Annotated in this window: 18 protein-coding genes; 14 read left to right on the top strand and 4 right to left on the bottom strand. The window is 50.8% G+C overall.

Annotation, left to right across the window (positions count from 1 at the left end; genetic code table 11):
- Positions 1-16: 16 nt before the first annotated feature.
- On the bottom strand, positions 17-277 hold the full coding sequence (locus tag LY85_RS06345) for a TM1266 family iron-only hydrogenase system putative regulator (protein WP_141825939.1): 261 nt from the start codon (positions 275-277) through the stop codon (positions 17-19).
- Positions 278-859: 582 nt separating this feature from the next.
- On the opposite strand from LY85_RS06345, the gene LY85_RS06340 reads away from it, so the two are divergent.
- The gene (locus LY85_RS06340; RefSeq protein WP_038325371.1) at positions 860-1,270 is read left to right on the top strand and encodes a MerR family transcriptional regulator; all 411 of its coding nucleotides are present in this window, start codon (positions 860-862) and stop codon (positions 1,268-1,270) included.
- A 343-nt stretch (positions 1,271-1,613) separates the two neighbouring features.
- On the opposite strand, the gene LY85_RS06335 is transcribed toward LY85_RS06340, so the two are convergent.
- The 3 genes from LY85_RS06335 to LY85_RS06325 form a co-directional block, all read right to left on the bottom strand.
- Complete coding sequence (locus LY85_RS06335) at positions 1,614-2,792, bottom strand: MFS transporter (protein WP_141825938.1); 1,179 nt, start codon at positions 2,790-2,792, stop codon at positions 1,614-1,616.
- Positions 2,793-3,085: 293 nt separating this feature from the next.
- Positions 3,086-4,597 (bottom strand): CoA-acylating methylmalonate-semialdehyde dehydrogenase, encoded by a 1,512-nt coding sequence (locus LY85_RS06330; RefSeq protein ID WP_141825937.1) that lies wholly within the window; start codon positions 4,595-4,597, stop codon positions 3,086-3,088.
- A gap of 197 nt (positions 4,598-4,794) precedes the next feature.
- Complete coding sequence (locus LY85_RS06325; protein WP_038325369.1) at positions 4,795-5,553, bottom strand: DeoR/GlpR family DNA-binding transcription regulator; 759 nt, start codon at positions 5,551-5,553, stop codon at positions 4,795-4,797.
- Between the two features lie 384 nt (positions 5,554-5,937).
- On the opposite strand from LY85_RS06325, the gene LY85_RS06320 reads away from it, so the two are divergent.
- The 13 genes from LY85_RS06320 to LY85_RS06260 all read left to right on the top strand — a co-directional run bounded on the left by LY85_RS06320 (position 5,938) and on the right by LY85_RS06260 (position 20,311).
- Complete coding sequence (locus tag LY85_RS06320) at positions 5,938-6,795, top strand: class II fructose-bisphosphate aldolase (protein ID WP_141825936.1); 858 nt, start codon at positions 5,938-5,940, stop codon at positions 6,793-6,795.
- A gap of 28 nt (positions 6,796-6,823) precedes the next feature.
- Positions 6,824-7,840 (top strand): 5-dehydro-2-deoxygluconokinase, encoded by a 1,017-nt coding sequence (iolC, locus tag LY85_RS06315; protein WP_141827999.1) that lies wholly within the window; start codon positions 6,824-6,826, stop codon positions 7,838-7,840.
- Positions 7,841-7,862: 22 nt separating this feature from the next.
- Positions 7,863-9,794, top strand: coding sequence for a 3D-(3,5/4)-trihydroxycyclohexane-1,2-dione acylhydrolase (decyclizing) (gene iolD / locus LY85_RS06310; RefSeq protein ID WP_141825935.1), 1,932 nt, complete (start codon positions 7,863-7,865; stop codon positions 9,792-9,794).
- Positions 9,795-9,810: 16 nt separating this feature from the next.
- Positions 9,811-10,707, top strand: a complete 897-nt coding sequence (iolE, locus tag LY85_RS06305; RefSeq protein ID WP_141825934.1) for a myo-inosose-2 dehydratase — start codon at positions 9,811-9,813, stop codon at positions 10,705-10,707.
- Between the two features lie 66 nt (positions 10,708-10,773).
- Positions 10,774-11,796: an inositol 2-dehydrogenase gene (gene iolG / locus LY85_RS06300; protein ID WP_141825933.1), complete on the top strand. Its 1,023-nt coding sequence runs from the start codon at positions 10,774-10,776 to the stop codon at positions 11,794-11,796.
- Positions 11,797-11,867: 71 nt separating this feature from the next.
- Positions 11,868-12,665: a TIM barrel protein gene (locus LY85_RS06295; RefSeq protein ID WP_141825932.1), complete on the top strand. Its 798-nt coding sequence runs from the start codon at positions 11,868-11,870 to the stop codon at positions 12,663-12,665.
- Between the two features lie 54 nt (positions 12,666-12,719).
- Entirely contained in the window at positions 12,720-13,745 is a 1,026-nt protein-coding gene (locus tag LY85_RS06290; protein ID WP_141825931.1) for a sugar ABC transporter substrate-binding protein, read from the top strand.
- Between the two features lie 84 nt (positions 13,746-13,829).
- Positions 13,830-14,834 carry a Gfo/Idh/MocA family oxidoreductase gene (locus LY85_RS06285; protein ID WP_141825930.1) on the top strand — a complete coding sequence of 335 codons (1,005 nt, stop codon included), beginning with the start codon at positions 13,830-13,832 and terminating at the stop codon, positions 14,832-14,834.
- A 76-nt stretch (positions 14,835-14,910) separates the two neighbouring features.
- Positions 14,911-16,416, top strand: a complete 1,506-nt coding sequence (locus LY85_RS06280; protein WP_038325363.1) for a sugar ABC transporter ATP-binding protein — start codon at positions 14,911-14,913, stop codon at positions 16,414-16,416.
- Positions 16,413-17,426, top strand: coding sequence for an ABC transporter permease (locus LY85_RS06275; protein WP_038325362.1), 1,014 nt, complete (start codon positions 16,413-16,415; stop codon positions 17,424-17,426). Before LY85_RS06280 ends, LY85_RS06275 begins: the two co-directional genes overlap by 4 nt.
- A 34-nt stretch (positions 17,427-17,460) precedes the next feature.
- Positions 17,461-18,387, top strand: coding sequence for a sugar phosphate isomerase/epimerase (locus LY85_RS06270; protein WP_141825929.1), 927 nt, complete (start codon positions 17,461-17,463; stop codon positions 18,385-18,387).
- A 105-nt stretch (positions 18,388-18,492) separates the two neighbouring features.
- On the top strand, positions 18,493-19,503 hold the full coding sequence (gene iolG, locus LY85_RS06265) for an inositol 2-dehydrogenase (protein WP_141825928.1): 1,011 nt from the start codon (positions 18,493-18,495) through the stop codon (positions 19,501-19,503).
- 31 nt (positions 19,504-19,534) lie between these two features.
- A complete protein-coding gene (locus tag LY85_RS06260) occupies positions 19,535-20,311 on the top strand; it encodes a 5-deoxy-glucuronate isomerase (RefSeq protein ID WP_141825927.1) in 777 nt (258 codons plus the stop codon).
- The last annotated feature ends 311 nt before the right edge of the window (positions 20,312-20,622 follow it).

Genomic DNA, 20,622 nt, shown 5'->3' with positions numbered 1-20,622 from the left:
ATAATCTCCGTTCTGATTACTCTTCCGTTGGGGGAACTTTTGAGTAGACTGTTTTGATGTTGACGTGAGGAATCATTCCCAGCTTCCCGGAAAGGGCGCTGATGACGTCCCCCGGCGCGTCCATCACGATGCTGATGACCGAAATGTGCCGTTTGTGATAGGGAATGCCCATCCTTCCCACAATGTACTCCCCGTATTCGTGGAGGATGGCGTTGATTTTTTCCACCGAGTCGGTATTTTCCACTACAATTCCGACCAGAGCGATTCTGGATTCCATTGGATAGCCTCCTTTCCGTTCAAAAAAAATCCCTGCGCCGAAAAGGCACAGGGATAGCATATCAAAACAAAGGCGCGCAGACGTGCCCCTTTGAATTTCCACTATTCTCTCGCCTTCTCATTCGGGACGAACCCTCCTGCATTCAGTACGATCACTTTTTGAAAAGTTTCCCCATGGTTTGCCGTAAGATGAAAAACTCCGTCTCAGCCGGCGCACCGGAAGCTTATTTGTTAATATTATATCATGGTTCTACGAAAAAGCAAGAAGGATTTCATAAAGGAAACTGTTATATTCACTATAAATCGGATATTTGGATTTTGTTTCCTATTTAATTCTTCTAATTACATCCTGCTCTTGGACGGCGCCGACCGACAGGCGGCGTTGAGTTCGCCGAAGAGCTTTTCAGCTGCTTTGACAAAGAAGCTTGGCTCCTTTTACAGAATCAAACCAGTTCTGCGGTGTTTTTATGCAAACGATTTTCATTTTTCCCGTTCTGTGTTATACTGTTTTAAACGTTAATGTTTGCTCTAAGTCGAGCGAAAAAAAGATTTACAATTTGTATAATGAGTGGGGGAATTTCCAATGGGTTATACTATTAAACAGGCGGCGGAAAAAATGAGTCTGACGGCGCACACGCTGCGTTATTATGAAAAAGAGGGCCTTCTGCCGTTTGTTGAACGGACGGAGAACGGAATCAGAGTCTTTACGGATTCCGATTTGGAACGGTTGTCCGTAATTTGCTGCCTGAAAGGTACGGGGATGCCGATTAAGAAAATCAAGGAGTATATCGATCTTTCGCTTGAAGGGGACGCGACGCTGGAAGAAAGACGGCAGATCTTCATCCGGCAGCGGGAAAGCGTGCTGGAGCAGATTCAGGAGCTGCAAAAGCACCTGGCCAAAGTAAATTATAAAATTCAGTTTTACGATCAGGCATGTTCTGTTCATCTGTCAAAATCAAATTGCATGAACAAACCGATCAAACAGTCCGTCTGACGATGATCCCAGGAGGAAACATGCTTATCAGAGGAACATTTTGTAAGTGCTTCATAAGATGAATCGGATTCCTACAGCATTTCCAGTCTCGCAAACTGAAATGGAATTGCTGTAGTTTTGATGTATTGAGTAGATTTATAAAATTATTGATACATAAAGTATAATTTGATTATTTTAATACAATCAGTCTTGGAAATTGCCCCAATAATTGTAATAAATATATAAAAATATACTATTTGTATTTATTCTAATCAAAAGCGCATGGCTGTTCATTCAGTCGTGCGCTTTTTGATTTGTCAGTCCAAAGGTTTTGGAGCGAGGAAAAATCCTCGTTTTTTCAGAATCAGGCTCCGCGCCGGTTACAGTAATAAACAATGGCGCCGTCCAGCCCGACTGCGGTCAGGCCGGCGAGGGAGTAAAAAGCGTTGCGCAATCCAAATACACTGGTCAAAGCGCCGGTCACAATCGGCAGCAAGGTCATGCCGACCGCATAGACCGACTGATAAAATCCCATTGCAGTCGATTTCGTTTCTTTGGGGATGTTTTTCATCGCTTCGGAGGTACAGAAGGAAAACAGTATCCCAGTGGAAAGTCCCGATAAAATCTGTGCGGGGTAAAACCACTCTATGTTCGGAAGATTTGGAATCAACAGGCAATAAATCGTCAGACAGGCCAGAATCACAGGAATCCAGAAGGAAGGGCCGAGCTTATGAGCCGCTTTTGAGGCGGCAAAATAAGAGCTGAGCACCGCTGTGATTATGTAAATGACGGAGCATAAGCCGATCTGTGTGTTGTCCGCCCCGCGCGCCTGCGCCGCCTGCGTTGTAAAAGACATGGAGGTGGAAATCTGTATCCCCTGCTGAATCAGCGCAAGCAGGGAAAAAAGAATGAGACGCCTGTCCGTGCATATCTTCAGTAAATCCCTTACGGGCGGCGCCTGCCCTTCATGAGATGGCTCGATGATAAACAGCGACAGGAAAAGCGCCGGAAGCGCGGCGGCGGCGCTCAGTATGCACAGCAGATGCATTCCAAAATGCCGGTAAAGCAGGGTACCTGCGGAAAAGCCGAGAAAAATCCCCAAATTATTCGCGCCGACAATTAAGCCGGAAGCCTTTTGCAGGTGATTTTCCTGAAAGTGGCTGAAAAACAGGATCATAAAAGAAATCCAGGTGGCCGAAGCGAAGCCGGAAAACAGGTTGCCAAGGAAAAAACCGTATTCGTTCGGAAGAAAGATTCGAAACAAGGAAGCGGTTCCGGCACTGAAAATTCCGAGTATAATAAAGAATCTTTGCCTGCCATAGCGGTCAGACGTTACGCCCAGCGGCAGGCGCATGACCATCTGCGTGAATCCATAAGCGCCTGTTACAATGCCGATCAGGGTGGGCGCGCAGCCGATTCCCGACAGGTAGATCGTTTGGTAGGGAATATAAACATACTGGCAAAACCAAAAAAGAGACACGATAACGGACAGGAGAAGGATCTGCGGCGTGTCCCTCGTTTTCTTTTCTGCTACGGTTATCATAATGGGAAATCCCCTCTGATCTGATGATTTGGCGGTTAGATTGGCAGAAAGACGGAATGCTTTTCTCCGCCTTGTTGTTTGATTCTGGGTGCGGCCCCTCGCTGACCGGAGCAGATTCCGCCAACTTTCAATTTAAGAGATCGCTGCTATTAAATGGAGAAGCAAAAGGCTTTACATGAACGGTAAGCCTTTTGCTTCTGTGGAGAGAGGAATTGTCACCGGAAGGAACGGGGCAGCGTCCTTCCGGCTTCTGTGCCGGTTCTGTTGCCGGCTATGTACAAACGGGTTTCGGCTTAGATGGTGCCGTCCCAGGTGCTTACAGTCGTGGATTTGGATTCTTCTTCGTCAAACCAGCGGGTGGTGACGACCTTGCTGTCCGTATAGAACCGGTAGCCGTCTTTGCCAAGGCAGTGCAGGTCGCCGAAGAAGGACTTTTTATGCCCGGAGAAGGTGAAATATCCCACGGGTACCGGAATGCCGACATTCACGCCGACCATGCCGCCGTCGGTGTGGCGGACAAATTCCCTGGCGTAATGCCCGTTCTGGGTAAAGATCACGGAGCCGTTCGCAAACGGATTCTCGTTCATAACGGCAAGGCCCTCTTCAAAGGTTTTTACTCTCTTAATGCAGAGCACGGGCCCGAAGATTTCTCTTTCACCGACCGTCATGCCGGGCTTTACATGGTCAAAGATGGTTGGCCCAAGGTAAAATCCCTTTTCAAAGCCTTCTACTTTGACATTCCTGCCGTCAAGCACAAGGGCGGCTCCTTCGTCGATCCCTTTCTGAATCCAGTCGGATACGGACTGGCGGTGCGCCTCGTTGATCACGGGACCTAACTTTGTGCTTTTGTCATAGGCAGGCCCTATTTTCATCTTATTGGACTGTTTCACAATCTCAGCGACCAGCCGGTCGGCGATTCCTTCCTGGACGACGACGACGGGAAGTGCCATGCAGCGCTCGCCGGCGCAGCCGAAAGAGGAGTTAATGATACCGGCCGCGGTTCTTTCAACCGGTGAGTCGTTCAAAACCAAAGCGTGGTTTTTTGCTTCGCAAAGCGCCTGCACCCGTTTTCCGTGTGCAGCCGCAGTGGAATAAATATGCTGACCGACATCGGTGGAGCCTACAAAAGTAATGGCTTTTACATCGGGGTGGGTCAGAAGGATTTCGGCCTCATGCCGGGAACAGGTGACAATGTTGATGACGCCGTCCGGAAGGCCGGCCTCTTTGTACAGTTCCGCAAACCGGAGAGCGGACTGCGGGGTAAACGTCGCCGCTTTTAAAACGATGGTGTTGCCGCACGCAATGCAGATCGGCGTCATCCAGCCCATTGGGATCATGGACGGGAAGTTGAAGGGGATAATTCCCGCACAAACGCCCAGAGGGACGCGGTACAGAACGGTATCGTAGCCCTTGGAGGCATCCATCAGGCTTTCGCCCATCATCAGCGAGGGTGCCGAGATTGCCTGTTCGGTACCTTCTTTCGCCTTCAGCACGTCGCCCTGTGCCTCCGACCAGTTCTTGCCGTTTTCCTGCGCGACCAGATAAGTCAGTTCGTCGAGGTGCTCCTCGATCAGCTGCCGCATCTTATAAAGAATCTGCACGCGCTTTACGACCGGTGTGGACGACCAGCCCGGGTAAGCCGCTTTGGCGCTTGCGACCGCTTGCTCCACCTCATCCGGTGTACAGCAGGGCACCTTGGCGATCACTTCGCCGGTACTCGGATCGTAGGCGTCGCTGTATTTTTCCGTCTTTGACTCGATGAATTCTCCGTTGATATAAGGCCTCAGTTTCTTGACTTCACTCATTCTTTTTCCTCCTTAAAATGATAAACTTATGAGTAAGTTATGAATCTTTTAACCATTATATCCTTGGATAATAAAAAAATCAAGTCAATTACCAAATAAATATCGAAAATTGTTATTTATATATGCAAAATGATTTCATTCATTTGTAAAAAGCAAATCGATTATGAATCAATTTTATCAATTCTTTGAATGCCGCGTCATTTGGCAAGAAGAATTCTGCCGCCGGAGCCCGTTATAAAGCTGCGGATCTCTTTGGGCGGTTCCGCTTCGGTAATCAGGACGTTTACCTGGCTCAGATCGCAGTAAGTAATCAGGGAAACCGCACCGAATTTACTGCTGTCTGCTAAAAGATAAACCTGCTGGCTGCGCTTTACGGCCATGCGTTTGATATCGGACTCCGAAGGAGAGGAATTGGTCACGCCGTTGGCGATGGAAAACCCGGTCGTGGCCATAAATGCCTTGCTGATATTGTAATTCTGCAGCACCTGTGCGGAGCTGGTGCCGGTAAAGGACAGGGTTTTGCGGTTGAGCGTACCGGAAAGGGAAATGATGTTGATGTTGTCGTACGGGATTGCGCGCAAAATGATTTCCACGTTGTTGGTAAGGATGGTGATTTTCTTTTTATCCCGTATATAGTCGACGATGTGCAGCGTTGTCGTCCCCGAATCAATGAAGGCGATATCGCCGTCCTCCACCAGCTCGGCCGCGGCCGCAGCGATTTGTTCCTTTGCCGCTGAATTCGAGATATTCCGCTCCTCAAAGGAAGTCAGCTCCCTTTTGGGAATCGCCGTCACACCGCCGTAAATTTTTTTAATGTCGCTCTCCATCAAAATCTCGTCCAGGTCCCTTCGGAGCGTGCTCTTCGAAACCTTGAACTTTTCACAGATCTGGTCGAGCGTCACCGTTTTGTTGTCGTAAATGTAGGCTTTGATTTCTTCAATTCTTTTAGACCGCATCATTTTAACTCCTAATCATATGTTATTCGCGGGAAATCATAGAGCAATATATAAAAATGGTTACATTGTTCCTTTATTATATAGAACTTAGTCAAAATTTGCAATTCATAAATTTGTCGAATTCGGAAAGCTTTTGGCTGATTTTTTATTAAAATAGTATTTGATTATAATATAGAAATATAATCACAAAACACGGTGTAAATTTATTCTTTCTGGGACTGATCGGTTGTGAATTATTGATAAAGGAATTATTTGAATATTGTAAGTTATTATAAATAAATAAAAATTGCCTAAGTTTTCGCGAAAATCTATTGAATAATTTGCAGCATAGTGATAACATATCGTCATAACATATCCAAAACATTACAGAGAGAAGGATGAAACATGTCTATCCGTCCTATGAAGGAACTCATTATGGACGCTTCCAAAGAGGATAGGGCAGTCGGAGCCTTCAACGTAGGAAATATGGAAATGCTGATTGGCGCGGTCAAGGCGGCGGAAGAACTGAACACCCCTATTATCCTGCAGATTGCGCAAATCCGGCTGAAACATTCCCCGTTGGATTTGATGGGGCCCATGATGATTCATGCGGCCAGGAATGCGAAAGTGGATGTCGCGGTCCATCTGGACCACGGCCTGACAGTGGATACCGTACAGCAGGCGCTCGATCTGGGCTTTACGTCCGTCATGTTTGACGGCTCCAAATACGAGCTGCCTGAAAACATAAAGGTCACCGGACAGGTGATACGGATGGCCGAAGAGCGCGGAGCATCCACAGAGGCTGAGCTCGGCGTCGTAGGCGGGAGCGAGGACAACAGCGTCAATCATAAAATGGTCTGCACCGATCCGGACGTCGCCCGTGATTTTGTAAAGGAAACAGGGGTGGACGCCCTGGCCGTTGCAATAGGGAATGCACACGGTCACTATACCACAGAGCCGAAAATCCGTTTTGATATTCTGGAAGAAATCCATCAAAAGGTCGCGGTTCCCCTGGTGCTTCACGGCGGTACGGGAATCAGCCCTCAGGATTTCAGGACCTGTATTCAGCACGGTATCCGCAAAATCAACATTGCCACAGCCAATTTCGACGCTCTGACATGGGGAGCGGAAAAGTATTTCCGAACGGAGGCCCCCTACAATTACTTTGCGCTCAATGAAGCGATGGTGAGGGAAGTATACGGGAACGTAAAAAAACATATCGAAATCTTTAACAACAGAATACCTTTGGAGCAAATTTTATAAAAACGCGCACAGGGAAAGGGACGGCATGATGAAATACATAGAGTTTGACGCAAACAGAAAATTCGACCTTACGCCTTTGGGCAGAATTACGATTGACCTCAATCCGGTTGACTATTATAAAACGCTGGCAGAGAGCACGACCTATAAGAAATATCTGGGCGGTTCTCCCGCAAACATCGCGGTGGGTCTTTCGCGGCTGGGGAAGAAATGCGGTTTTTTCGCGCGGGTATCCGACGACCGGTTCGGTGATTATGTGACGGATTATTTCAAAAAAGAGGGAATCGACACTTCCCGGATCCGCCGCTGCGAAAATGGGGAAAAGCTGGGGCTTACCTTTACGGAAATTCTAAGTGAAAAAGAAAGCAGCATTTTAATGTACCGCAACAAAATTGCGGATTTACAGTTAAATGTAAACGATATTGACGAGGAATACATGAAACAGAGCAAGGCGCTTTTGATCTCCGGAACGGCGCTGGCCGAGAGCCCGTCGCGGGAAGCGGCTTTTAAGGCGCTGTTCCTTGCGAAAAAAACCGATACGCCGGTTATTTTTGACATCGATTACCGCGCGTATAACTGGCAGTCACAGGATGAGCTCGGCGTTTACTACGGGATTGCCGCCGGCCAGGCCGATGTGATTCTGGGTTCCAGAGAGGAATACGATCTGACCCAGAGCCTGATCCGGCCCGGTCTTTCGGACGGGGAAACCGCGGCCCTTTGGCACAGCCGCTGCGCCAAAATCGTTGTCATCAAGCACGGGAAGGAAGGCTCCACCGCTTACACCTGCGACGGCCAGAGCTATACCGTGAAGCCGTTTCCGATTAAAAAGCTGAAGGGCTTCGGCGGCGGCGACGGCTACGCTTCCGCGTTCCTGTACGGGCTGCTGGAAGGCTGGGAAATCATCGACTGTCTGGAATTCGGCAGCGCGTCTGCGTCCCTGCTTGTCGCCAGCCATTCCTGCGCGGACAGCATGCCGGACGCGAAGACCGTTCGGGATTACATTGCCGACTGCAAGCAAAAATACGGCGAAATGATCGCCAGAGCATAGAGATTACGAAAGGAGTTCGGTTATGGGTACGACCAGAATGACAATGGCACAGGCGCTTGTGCGTTTTTTGGATCAGCAGTACGTCAGCATGGACGGGGCGGAAAATAAATTCGTGGAAGGAGTCATCACGATTTTCGGGCACGGGAACGTGTGCGGACTCGGGCAGGCGCTGGATGAAAACCGGGGAGAATTAAAGTATTTTCAGGGTAAAAATGAACAGGGCATGGCCCACCTGGCCACCGCCTTCGCAAGGCAGAACAACCGCAAAAGGATTATCGCCTGCTCTTCCTCCATCGGCCCGGGCGCGGCAAATATGGTCACCGCCGCGGCCTGCGCTTCCGTCAACAATATTCCGCTGCTGCTTTTGCCCGGTGATACCTTTGCCAGCAGGCAGCCTGACCCGGTCCTGCAGCAGGTGGAACAGTCAGGCAGCCTGAAAACCACCACGAACGACGCGTTTAAAGCGGTCTGCAAATACTGGGACCGTGTGGAGCGCCCGGAGCAGCTGATGACCGCCATGATTAACGCCATGCGGGTCCTGACCGACCCGGCGGAGGCCGGCGCGGTGTGTGTTGCGATTCCGCAGGACGTGCAGGGTGAAAGCTACAATTATCCGAACTATTTTTTTCAGAAACGCGTACATAAAATCACGAGGTGCCTTCCTGCGAACGAAGAGATCGAAGATGTCCTGAACGCGTTGGCGGCCAGCAAAAAACCGCTGGTGATCTGCGGCGGCGGCGTGAAGTATTCCGGAGCCGGAGACATTCTTCAGAATTTCTGCGAACAGTTCCATATTCCGTTCGGCGAAACACAGGCCGGAAAAAGCGCCTGCTCCGCCAGCTCTCCCTATAATCTGGGCGGGATCGGCGTGACCGGAAATCTGGCCGCGAATACCATCGCGCGGGAAGCCGATCTGATTCTTGCAGTCGGTTCCAGACTGTCCGACTTTACCACTTCCTCCAAATGGCTGTTTCAAAATCCGGGTGTAAAGGTGGTTTCCATCAATGTGTCCCGGTTCCATGCTTATAAAATGGACAGCATCAAAGCGGTCGGCGACGCAAAGGCGTCACTGGAGGTGCTCACCGTCCTGCTGAAAAACAGAGGCTACCGCAGTGCGTACACCAATGAGATTTCAGAAGCCAAAACAGCCTGGAACGAAGAGATGAAACAGCTGGCGGCCTATTCTTACGGGGAAGGCTTTGAGCCGATGGTTACTGCGAGAAATCCCGGCAGCATGGAAGACTTTGTAAAAATGACGGGCAGCAGCCTGACCCAGACGGCGGCGATCTGCGCCATTCGCGGCGGTATTGCGGACGATGCGATCATCATCGGCGCCGCGGGCAGCCTTCCGGGCGATCTGCAGCGCATGTGGACGACCGAGGCACGCGACTCCTATCACATGGAGTACGGTTTTTCCTGCATGGGCTATGAGATTGCCGGCGCGCTCGGCGTCAGGCTTGCAGAGCCAAAGCGGGAAGTTTACGCCATGGTCGGTGACGGCAGCTTCCTGATGCTGCATTCGGAAATTGTCACCGCGGTTCAGGAGCATCAGAAAATCAATATCCTGCTGTTTGACAATGCCTCGAACGGCTGCATCAATAACCTGGAAATGTCCAACGGCATCGGAAATCTGGGGACGGAATTCCGTTTCCGGGATCCCGAAACGGGAAATCAGACGGGGGATTTTGTTCCGGTCAGCTACGCTGCGGTCGCCGCCGGTTACGGGGCGAAAACCTATACCGCGCGCAGCATGGAGGAACTGAAGGCCGCCCTTGCCGACAGCAAGAAACAGACGGTTCCCACTTTGATCGATATCAAAGTCCTGCCCAAAACCATGACGCATGATTACGAATCCTGGTGGCATGTCGGCGTCGCCAGCACAACGCGGAGCGAGGACGGCAGGGAAGCGTTTGAACGCAAGGAACAGCATAAAAAAACTGCGAGAAGCTATTGATGAGGAGTTGTTTTTGATGTTTGACAAAAAGAATGTTTTTCTTGGCATCGCCCCCATTGCATGGACCAATGACGATATGCCCGACCTCGGCAAGGAGAACTCGTTTGAGCAGTGTATCAGCGAAGCCGCGCTCGCGGGTTTTTCCGGCACCGAGGTCGGCAATAAATATCCGCATGATGCCGGTGTGCTGAAAGGCTATATGGAGGAAAGAAATCTGCGCATTGCCAGTGCGTGGTTCAGCTCTTTCCTGACGACGCAGCCTTATGAGGAAACCGAAAAAGCGTTTATCCAACACCGCGATTTTCTATACGACCTTGGCGCGAAGGTGATTGTCGTTTCCGAACAGGGGCACAGCATACAGGGGCAGATGGACACCCCGATTTTCGACGGGAAATATGTTATGAACGACGCGGAATGGAAAATGCTCACAACGGGGCTGGAAAAGCTGGGAAGGCTTGCCGCCGAAAAGGACATGAAGCTTGTTTACCATCATCATATGGGCACGGTCGTGCAGACCACGCACGAGATTGACCGGCTGATGGAGAATACGGATCCCTCCGCGGTTTCTCTGCTGTACGATACCGGACATCTGGTGTTTTCCGGCGAAGACGCGCTGGCGGTGCTGAAAAAATATGCGGGACGTATCCGGCATGTGCATCTGAAGGACATCCGTCCGGCAGTTGTTGCCCGTGTAAAAGCGGAAAAGCTCAGCTTCCTTCAGGCGGTGCGTCTGGGTGCGTTTACCGTTCCCGGTGACGGCGCAATCGATTTCCAGCCGATTTTTGACGTCCTGTCCCAGAATCATTATGAGGGCTGGCTGCTTGTTGAGGCGGAGCAGGACCCCGCCATTGCGAATCCGTTTGTTTACGCAAAGAAAGCGCGAGAATACATCCGTAGGACAGCCGGTATTTAATCCAAACAGTTTTAGCCTCCGGTCATTCTATCTATTTATATTTTCAGGAAAGAGCGGTTGAAAGTGATGAATAAAGTAAGGATTGGCTCCATTGGGCTTGGGCGGCTGGGAGACCGCCATGCAGAGAATATCGCTGAAAAAATTCCGAATGCCGAACTGATTGCTCTCTGTGATGTGGATGCGGATAAGCTGAAAAGGAAAGCGGAATCTCTGCGTGTTCCGCATCTATTTACCGATTTTGATGAAATGCTCGAATGTGACGACGTGGACGCGGTGGTCATCGCCTCCCCTTCCGGACTGCATACGGAGCAGATTGAGAAAGCGCTTGAAAAGGGAAAGCATGTTTTTTCAGAAAAACCGCTGGGAATTACGGTGGAACAGTGCAAAAAAGCGGAAGAGGCGGTTGTGCATCATCCTGACAGAGTGTTTATGCTGGGCTTCATGCGCCGTTTTGACCCCTCTTATCAGTACGCCAAACAAAAAGTGGACGCCGGGGAGATCGGCAAGCCGATTTTGTTTCGTGCTTACAGCCAGGACCCTGAAAAACAGATCGCCGGTTCTATCGCGTTTGCCGCGCACAGCGGAGGAGCGTTTCTGGACATGGCGGTTCATGATATCGATCTGGCGCGCTGGTTTTTAAAGAGCGAGCCGGAAAATGTCTATGCCGTCGGCGGGTGCTATGCTCACGAGGAATTTGCGCGTTACGGAGACGGGGACAACGTTTCCTGCCTGATGAAGTTTCAGAACGGCGCAATGGGGTTCCTTTTTGCAGGGAGAACCGCGCCGCACGGCTATCATATAGAAACCGAAATCGTAGGGACAAAGGGTGTTTTGAGAATCGGCTCCGTACCACAGAAAAATATTGTTGAAATTCTGGACTCCCACGGTGTGCGCAGGGAATGCTGCGAGGATTTTCTGGAGCGGTTCCAGAATGCTTATATCAGCGAAATCAATGAGTTTGCCGATTGCATTTTACACAACCGCAAACCGGAGGTCACAGTTTACGACGGCAGACGCGTTGTGGAAATCGCGGGATCGTGCAAACAGTCGTTTGAGACAGGAAAACTGGTGGAAATGCAGCAGGAATAAAGGGCAAGGTCTCGCAAAAGCTTTTTGCCCGGGTATACAAAAATAATCATTGGAATAAAGGGGCTTATAAAATGAAAAGATCCGCGAATCTGGAAGTCCTTTATACGGAGCTGCCGTGGCGGGAGCGTTTCAGTCAGGCGAAACGGGATGGCTTTGATTCCATAGAGTTCTGGGATTGGGATAACAAGGACCTGGATGAAGTAAAGCGGCTGCTGTCTGAAAATCAGTTGAAAATATCAGCGATGTCCGGCGACAAATACGCTTCTATGTGCGATCCGGAGCATCAGAAAGAGTATGTGGAGTTTGTAAAAAAGTCGATTGGCGCCGCCCAAAAAATCAATTGCCCGGTGCTTGTCGTACACTCCAACGAGCTTCTGTCCGGCCCGAAAGCATATGCGAAGGATCCCTTTCCGCAGTATTCGGATACGGTGAAAATCTGCACCATGTTTGATACGCTGAAAAAATTATCGCCTTACGCGGAAGAAGCGGGTATTACGCTGGCGCTGGAGGCACTGAATATTGTGGTGGACCATATCGGAAATTTCTTGACATCCACGCAGATGTCGGCTGAAATCACTTCGCTGGTCGGTTCACCGAACGTTAAAATCCTTTACGACGCCTATCATATGTACCTGAACGAAGGGAAAATCTGCGAAACACTGTCAAAACACATTGACAGTATTGGGTATATCCACATTGCGGATGCACCGGGCCGCGGGGAACCCGGTACCGGAACCATTCATTACAGGCAGGTGTTTCAGCATCTGAAAAAAATAGGTTATGATCGCACAGTTGGATTTGAGCTGATTCCGCAGAACGGGACGGAGACGGCAGTTCGGGCAATCATGGAATCCAGCAGGGGGTTGTAAAATGGGCGAAGTACCCATTTACATAAAAGTTGAAAGTATTGAAAGGAGAACACTATGAAATTGAGAAGAATTTTAGCAGCAATTTTGGGAGGAATCATGGTTTTGTCCATGGCCGCCTGCAACGGTTCCAGCCAGAATAGCGCTGCGCCGGAGAGCACGGGAGGGACGGAAAGCACCCCGGCATCCACGGAATCATCTGCCGAAAAAAGCAATGCCGATATCCGGATCGGCGTCATTCTGAAAACTTTATCCAGTGAGTATTGGGGATATGTAGCCGCCGGCGTAAAGCAGGCGCAAAAAGACCTGGGTGTTCAGGTGGACCTGGAAGGCCCTCCGTCGGAGACTTCGTTTAACGAACAAAGCAATATGATCGAGACCATGCTTTCAGCCGGAAAGATCGACGCGCTGTGCATTGCGCCGCTTCAGCCGGACATGGTGGTCACAAAACTGCAGGATGCCACGATCCCGGTCCTTTTCGTTGATACGGATGCAAACTACGACAAAAAAGTGACGTTTATTGGAACCGGAAATGAAGAAGCGGCTAAAAAGGGCGGCGAATATATCGCAAAGCTGATCGGCTCCGGTAAAAAAGCAGTGCTGATCGGCGGCGTGCAGGGCGATCCGACCAACGAAGCCCGCATGAGAGGATATACGGAAGCCCTGAAAGCGGGAGGCATAGAGGTTCTGGATACACAGTACGCAAACGCAACTGCCGACAAAGCGGTACAGGTCATGGAAAACTTTATGCAGAATTTCCCGCAGATCGACGCGGTCCTTTGCAACAACGACGATATGGCTATCGGCGCACAGAGAGCGGCTGCTCAGGCGGGGAAAGCAGACAAAATCAAGTTTATGGGCTTTGACGGAATCGCCACCGCGTGCCAGAGCATTATCGACGGCAAAGAGACAGCTTCCGTTGCGCAGTCCCCGTACGACATGGGTTATAAGGCTGTGGAAAATGCGGTGAAAGCGGTAAAGGGCGAGAATGTTGAAAAATTGATCGACAGCGGTTCCACAATCGTCGATGCTTCAAATGCAAAGGATTACCTTGATAAGCTGAATAAGATGACCGGTAAATAAATTTCTCTGTCGGGCAATCCGGAAAGCCATTCCCGCCTTACGGCGGGATGGCGGTTGTCCGCTTACCATGGGGGTGAAATAACGGTGGAATGGAAGATCGGTGTGATAGGCACCGGAGCAATCGGAAGGGATCATATCCGCAGGCTGACAAACGTCGTTCACGGAGCCAAAGTCGTGGCGCTGTCCGATATCCGTCCGGAAAACGCGGCAGGTATTGCGAAGGAATACGGCGCCGTTTTTTATGAAACGGGGGAAGAAGTGATTCGGGACCCGAATGTTGACGCAATTCTGGTTGCCTCCTGGGATCCGACACACGCCGGGTATGTTCTTCAGTGTATCCGCGAACGGAAATATATTTTCTGCGAAAAACCGTTGGGCGTATCGGCGGAGGAATGCCGGAACATTATCGACGCAGAGCTGCAGTGTGGGAAAAGACTGGTTCAGGTGGGGTTCATGAGGCGGTATGACCGCGGCTACCGCGCGCTGAAAGAAATCATCGACAGCGGGAAAATCGGTGCCCCGCTGATGGTGCACTGCTGTCATAGAAACCGTATTCCCGGGCCTCAGCACACTACGGATATGACCATAAAGAATTCCGGGATTCATGAAATCGACGTGCTGCGCTGGCTTTTAGGCGAGGAGTATGAGGCCGGACAGGTCCTGACGGTAAAGCAAAACCGCAGCGCGCAGGACGGTCTGGAGGATCCGCAGATCATGCTTCTTAAAACCGGTAGCGGTGTTCGGATTGATGCGGAGATTAACATGAATTCCCATTATGGGTATGACATTCAATGCGAAGTGGTAGGAGAAAGGGGAACGGCAAGGCTTCCGGACCCGAACACGATTTTATTAAAAACGGACGGCACGCGTTCCTGTCAGATTTATTCCGACTGGTCGGAACGTTTTATAGAAGCATACGACATAGAACTTCAACAATGGATCGATTCTTTGAATCAAGGCGCCCTGCGGGGGCCAAGCGCCTGGGACGGTTACGCTGCCTGCGTAACGGCAGATACGCTGATTCAGGCGCGGCTGAAAGGAACGATAGAACCTGTTTTGATTCAGGAGAAGCCGGCGTTCTATGAGTAACGAAACAGAAGAATACGGGAGATAGAGAATATCTATTCAAATATGATGAGGGAACCCTCAAAAGACAGGTGAAGCGATGAGTGAGTATGTAGTTGAACTCAAAAACATAACGAAACGTTTTCCCGGTGTTGTCGCGCTTCGTGATATGTCCCTTCAAATTAAGCCGGGAGAAATTCACGGGCTGATCGGTGAGAATGGGGCGGGAAAATCAACGCTGATTAAAGTCCTGACCGGCGTGCACCCGGCCGATGAAGGCGAAATCCATGTGAACGGGGAGAATCAAAAATTCAGGAATCCGAACGACGCGAAAATGGCCGGGATTGCCTGTGTTTATCAGGAGCTGAGCATTGTCAAGCTGCTTTCCATCACCGACAATATCTTTATGGGAAACACGGTGAATAAAAAAGGGAGCATTTTTCTTGATTACAATCAGATGCATCAGAAGGCGCATGAGCTTATGCAATCCCTTGGACAGGATGTCGATCCGAAAAAACTGTGCGGGGCCCTTGGAATGGGCGTCCAGCAGATGGTCGAAATCGCAAGGGCGGTTTCCATCGATACGAAACTGATCATTATGGACGAACCGACTTCCAGCCTTGGAGAAAAGGAAGTCCAGCAGCTGATGAAAACGGTTCGTACGCTTAAGGACAGGGGCGTGGCGGTGCTTTTTGTGTCTCATAAGCTGGAGGAACTGTTTGAGCTGTGCGACCGGGTGACGGTTATGCGTGACGGTGAGCATGTACTGACCGACGATATTGCCAATATAGACGCCGACAGACTGATTACCGCGATGGTGGGGCGCTCTATGGACAATCAGTTTCCCAAGGTGCCCGGAAAACGTGAAGAGGAAGCCCTCCGGGTGGAAAAATTGTGTTCGGCGGGCGTTCTGCACGATGTCAGCTTTCAGGCTTATCACGGCGAAATCCTGGGCTTTGCCGGATTGGTCGGCGCGGGCCGGACAGAAACCTTCCGAGCTATTTTCGGAGCAGACCCGGTTGACAGCGGAGAGATCTACATAGAAGGCGAAAAGGTCAGAATCAAATCCCCAAAGAATGCCATTGCACACAAAATTGCTTTTTTGACGGAAGACAGAAGCAGCCAGGGATTGGTGCAGGCAATGGATATCCGTACCAATCTTGTCCTTTCCAATATGAAGGGCTTTCAAAAGGGACCGTGGCTTGACAAAAAGAAAATGAATCAGGTAGGGGAAGAAAATGTCCGGTCACTGCAGATCAAAACGCCCGGGCTTGACGAGCTGGTCGGGCAGCTTTCGGGCGGAAACAAGCAAAAGGTCGTTATTGGCAAATGGATTAATACCGACGCAGATATCTTTATCTTTGACGAGCCTACAAGAGGAATCGACGTCGGTGCAAAAGTCGAGGTCTATAACATTATGAACAGTCTGGTGGAGGCCGGTAAATGCGTGATCATGATTTCCTCCGAGCTGCCGGAAATTCTGGGCATGAGCGACAGAGTCATCGTCATGCGCTCCGGCCGCGTCATGGCGGAAATGGATTGCAGCAGCAGCCACTTTAATCAAGAGGATATTATGAAAGCCGCATGGGGAGGAACATTGGAATGACACAGAAGAAAACAAGCGTGAGTGCAAAGGATATTATGATGAAGCTGGGTTCGCTTCTTGCCCTGTTTATATTGGGCGTGATTTTATCGATTGCGTCACCGAATTTTTTAACCATCAGCAATATTATGAATATTTTCAGGCAGACGGCCGTAAACAGCCTCATTGCTTCGGGGATGCTTGTCACCCTGATTACGGCCGGTATCGATTTGTCGGTTGGCGCCAACTGCGTGCTGTGTACCTGTGTCATGGGTGCGCTTGCGAACAATTTTGGGGTTACAAACCCGGCGGTCCTGATCCTGGCGGCCCTTGCAACCGGCCTGACGGTCGGTCTGCTCAACGGGCTGCTGCTGACTAAGCTGCATCTTCCTCATCCGTTTGTTTCTACCCTGGGTATGAAAAACGTCCTGTGCGGCCTGGCCCTTCTGGTCGTTTCCAGCAAGACGGTCGCAGGTTTCCCCGCGGGCGTAACCGCCCTTGGTTCGACAAATATTTTAAAAGTGGAAGGAAAGTTTTCCGGCTTCCCTCTCTCCTTTATTGTCGTGATTTTGATTTTCATCTGCTTCCACTTTTTTCTCAATAACACGGCTCTGGGCAGGCAGATCTTCTGTGTCGGCGGCAATCCGGAGGCGACGCGCCTTTCCGGTATCAATTCCGACAATGTGCTGATTTTTGTTTATGCGCTTTGCGGGTTTATGGCCGCGATTGCGGGGATTGTTCTGGTTGGCCGGACCGGTGTCGCAAACCCGGCTTCCGCGATCGAACCGTATGACACCGACGCCATCGCCGCCTGCATCATCGGAGGGGCTTCCTTCATGGGCGGCAAGGGTACGATCTGGGGTACGCTGATCGGTGCAATCCTGATTTCAACGATCCGCAACGGGCTGACCCTGCTGAAGGCGTCCAGCGATATCCAGTATGTGGTTATCGGCCTGGTCATTATCGCGGCTGTATTCATCGATGTGACCCGTGTGGCCATGGAGGCAAAAGCAAGAAGACTGGCCGCAAAATAACGGACAGGGTTCCGACACGGAAAAGGATGTATTTATGAAGCTGAGTTATCTTTCCGACAGCCTTGGCAATCTGTCCTTTGACGAAATGCTGAAAACCGTCAGCGGGCTGGGTGTACACGCGCTGGAGCTGACGACCGGGAACTGGGGCGCCTCGCCCCATCTCGACTTGGACGCTCTGCTTTGCAGCGATGTGCAAAGACAGAAATTCTGCGATGCCCTGAAGCGGTACGGCATGGAAGTCATTGCTCTGAACTGCTCGGGGAATCCGCTCGCTTTTTCAAAGGATATGGAAATAACGGAAAAAACCTTCCGCCTTGCGGCAAAGCTGGGAATCCGTAAAATCGTCATGATGAGCGGACTGCCTCCCGGAAATTCCGGGGATACGACGCCGGTGTGGGTATCAACCAGCTGGCCGCCGCTTACACAGGATATCCTGAAATATCAGTGGGAGGAGGTCGCCGTTCCCGTCTGGAGAAAGCTCGCCACCCGGGCGGAAGAATGCGGGATTCAGAAAATCGCCCTTGAAAATCATGGATGGCAGCTGGTCTATAATCCGGAAACTCTGCTGCGGCTGCGCGGCGAAGTGGGGAACATCATCGGCATGAACCTGGACCCGAGCCATCTTTTCTGGATGGGAGGCGACCCCATCTGCGCCGCGCGTGCGCTGGGAGAGGCAATTTATCACGTCCATGGAAAAGATTCCCGCATCGAGCGGTCGCTTTGTGACAGGAACGGGGTTCTCGATACAAAACCTATCAGCCGTTTTTCCGAACGCTCGTGGAACTATGTAGCCGTCGGATGCGGGCATGATCTGCAGTGGTGGAAGGAGTTCTTTTCCGTTGTCCGCATGTGCGGCTACGACGGGGAAGTATCGCTGGAAATGGAGGACCTCACCATGGACGCCATGACGGGCATTAAGATGTCCGTTGCCTGTCTGAAGCAGGCAATGGGTGAGGACTGACGGTAAAGGAACGATCAATTTTATCATTAACAGCTTTTCAATACGGTATCCGATGAATCGGCTCTGCTGTTTTATCTTACAAATTTTACAGGAGGAGAAATCAATATGTTAAACACCGGTATTATTGGCGCGGGACGAATTGGAAAAGTCCACGGGGAGAGCATTACCTATCATGTGAAAAATGCAAGGGTCGCTGCTATGGCGGACCCGTACTGGACCGACGATTCCAGAAAATGGGCAAGGGAAATGGGAATCCCGACATATGATGATTATCACGATATTTTAAAAGATCCTGCCATTGATGCGGTCATGATCTGCTCTTCCACACAGACGCACGCGCCGATTTCCATTGAAGCGATCCGGGCGGGCAAGCACGTCTTCTGTGAAAAACCGATTTCGCGGGAGCTGTCGGAAATCAAGTCGGTCATGAAGGAGCTGGAACATTCCCATTTAAAATACCAGGTGGGCTTCAACCGCAGGTTTGACCACAATTTTCATGCTGTCAGGGAAATCGTGGAGAGCGGGAAAATCGGAGATGTCCACATCGTGAAAATCACCTCCCGCGATCCGGACTCACCCCCGATCGAATACGTGAAGGTGTCCGGCGGTATCTTCCTGGATATGACCATCCATGATTTTGATATGGTACGCTATCTGACCGGAAGCGACGTGGAAGAAATTTACGCAAACTCCGCGGTTCTGGTTGATCCCGGAATCGGGGAAGCGGGCGATGTGGATACGGCGATTATTACCATGAAGCTGGCAAACGGCGCGCTGGCGGTGATCGACAATTCCCGCAAAGCGGTGTACGGCTACGATCAGCGTGCGGAGGTGTTCGGCTCCAAAGGGCAGGCGGCAGTTTCCAACGATCTTCCCTCCAGCGCGGTCGTCAGCACCTCCGACGGCATAACGGGTGAAAAACCGCTCTATTTCTTCCTTGAGCGGTACATGGAATCCTTTGCGACGGAAGTGACACAATTTACGGAATCTGTTTTAAACGATACGCCGGTGGCGGTCACAGTGAACGACGGCCTGCAGGCTGTTCTGATCGCAAAGGCCGCAGCGAAGTCCGTAAAGGAGCATCGTCCGGTCAAGCTGTCCGAAATTCAATTTTAATTTGCAGTCGTTATTTTAATGGAGGCTCGATATGAATCAAATTTTTGGCTGCCCCGGGTTTGATGCGGGGGGCGAAAAAGTTCTCACAGGAATCCACGGCCCTTTTGAAAATATGATGATGAATATTACGGTATACCGTATGGAAAAGGGGAAGTCCGTGACCTTCTCACCCCGGGAAGAGGAAATGGCCCTGCTGCTGATCCAGGGGGATGTCAAGTACAGCTGGGAGGGGCGTTCCGCGACTGCGCGGCGGGGGGATTTCTTTACGGAAGGGGCCACCTGCCTGCACGTGTGCAGGGATGTGCCCGTAACCGTGACCGCCGGCGCGGAAAGTGAGATTCTGGTACAGTCCACACCCAATGACAAAGTCTTTGAAAGTATTCTGTATACGCCGGACAACTGTGGGGAAGAAACCTTCGGACAGGACCAGTTTGAAGGAAAAGCGCAGCGGACGGTCCGCACTTTTTTCGATTACCACACAGCGCCCTATTCCAATATGGTCATGGGCGAAATTCTTGTGCCGCAAGGGGGCTGGTCCAGCTATCCTCCGCACCATCATCCTCAGCCGGAGGTGTACTACTACCGCTTTCAAAAACCGCAGGGCTTCGGCGCATGCTTTATTGGCGACGAGGTCTGCAGAATCAAGGACGGCAGCTTCTGCGCCATCCCCGGAGGGTTGACCCATCCGCAAGTGAACGCGCCCGGCTATCCCATGTATTATGTATGGATGATCCGCCATTTTGACGGGGACCCGTGGACGGACCGCATCTTTGATCCGGCGCACACATGGCTGCTGGAGGAAGCGTAGCTTTCGGAACGGAGGCTATTGGAAAATCGTCTTTCTGTCTGCATTTCAGTTTTTTCATTCATAATGCCTTTTTCTTTAGTCATATACATATCTCCTACCCATCTCCTCCGGTCATTGCGGGTATTCTCCAATCGTCTTGCGGTTCATCAGGAATAACAAGGCCGTCCCCGGAGAATCCCGCAATGGCCCTTTCTGTTTTGAGCGAAAGGATAAATCTTTGAAGTGGCTTTCTATATCGGTCTGCTCCTATTCTATCCCGCAGCGATGATGGCGAACATCGACCCTTGCTTCGCAGTATCAAAATTATCTGA

Origin of the sequence: Clostridium sp. KNHs216, from assembly GCF_006714885.1 — a bacterium.
In the GTDB taxonomy this organism is placed as follows: domain Bacteria; phylum Bacillota; class Clostridia; order Oscillospirales; family Acutalibacteraceae; genus Caproiciproducens.
Note: the sequence above shows the minus strand (reverse complement) of the source record. Positions and strands in the feature narration are given on the sequence as shown.